The sequence below is a fragment of the Burkholderia sp. BC1 genome, assembly GCF_052683555.1.
Window position 1 is genome coordinate 1 of sequence record NZ_JBQYLP010000173.1, and the last position, 1,236, is coordinate 1,236.

A 1,236-nucleotide genomic window follows, 5' to 3' on the forward strand; every position below is an offset into this window, starting at 1 on the left:
TTGTAGTGGTCAACTGATTCCGGACACTGCGTTAAGTTTTTCTTCCGCGACAGCCGGCGCCAGTCCGTCGTTGAACTGATGCGGCCGTATCCAGTTGTACCGATGCATCAGGTAGTGACTGATATCCCGGTGTGCTTCCTGCGCCGACATGTAACCCACTGACGGCAGCCATTCCGTCTTGAAGCTGCGGAACAGCCGCTCCATCGGGGAATTGTCCCAGCAATTTCCACGACGGCTCATGCTCTGCTTTACCCGGTAGCGCCACAGACGCTGACGGAACTTCCGGCTTGCGTATTGGCCGCCCTGGTCCGAGTGAAACAACAACCCTTGCGGTCGGCCTCGTTGCTCGTAGGCCATTTCCAACGCCCGCACGACCAAATCGGCGTCCGGACGTGTCGAGAAAGCCCAACCGACAACTCGCCGCGTGAACAGGTCGAGCACGACCGCCAGATAATGCCAACGGCCTTGTGCCCAGACATACGTGATGTCGCCGCACCAGACCTGATTCGGCGCACCAACCTCAAACTGACGGTTGAGATGGTTCGGAATATCGATCCGCTCAACCGTCGCCTGTTTGTACGCATGACTGCCGGGTTGCTTGCAAATCAACCCCAGCTCTTCCATCAAGCGGCTGACCTTGAAGCGGCCAATCGCCGTACCTTCCTCGCGCATCATGCCCATGATGCTGCGACTGCCGGCTGAGCTTCGACTCTCGATGAACAGCTCGTGTACCCGGCTACGCAGTGCCATTCGCTCGGCATCAACACGTCGGGCTCGCCCTCGGTGGGCATACAGGCAGGACCGCGACACGTCGAATACCGCGCAGATCAGCTCGACCGATTCGCTTGCGCCAATCTGATCAATTACTTCGTACGTTCGATGCCTTCCGACATCAAGAGCGCGGTAGCCTTTTTTAAAATGGCCTTCTCACGCTCGAGGCGTTGGATACGCGCCTCGAGTTCCTGAATACGCTGTTGATCCGGCGTGATTGCCTTGCCCTGCGGCGTGACGCCCTGGCGTTCCATCTGAAGTTGCTGCACCCAGCGGCGCAGCACCGTCTCGCCGACGCCGACCGAACGGCTCGCCTCTGAGAAGTTATAGCCCTGGTCAAGCACCAGGCTGGCTGCTTGCTGTTTGAACTCGGGGGAAAACGAACGACGTTGCTTCGGCATCAGACACCTCTCCATGGCGAGCATTCTCGCCTAAATCAGTGTCCGGGTTCATTAGGCCACTACA

1 protein-coding gene is annotated in these 1,236 nt (G+C 58.5%); it reads right to left on the minus strand.

Annotated elements, in window-relative coordinates; genetic code table 11:
* Nucleotides 1-9 precede the first annotated feature (9 nt).
* Nucleotides 10-1,172 (minus strand): IS3 family transposase gene (locus ACSHSS_RS30190; RefSeq protein ID WP_105841741.1). Its coding sequence is split into 2 segments (ribosomal slippage): nt 10-917 and nt 917-1,172, totalling 1,164 coding nucleotides; the frame shifts between segments, so codons are not numbered across the junction.
* Nucleotides 1,173-1,236: the final 64 nt, after the last annotated feature.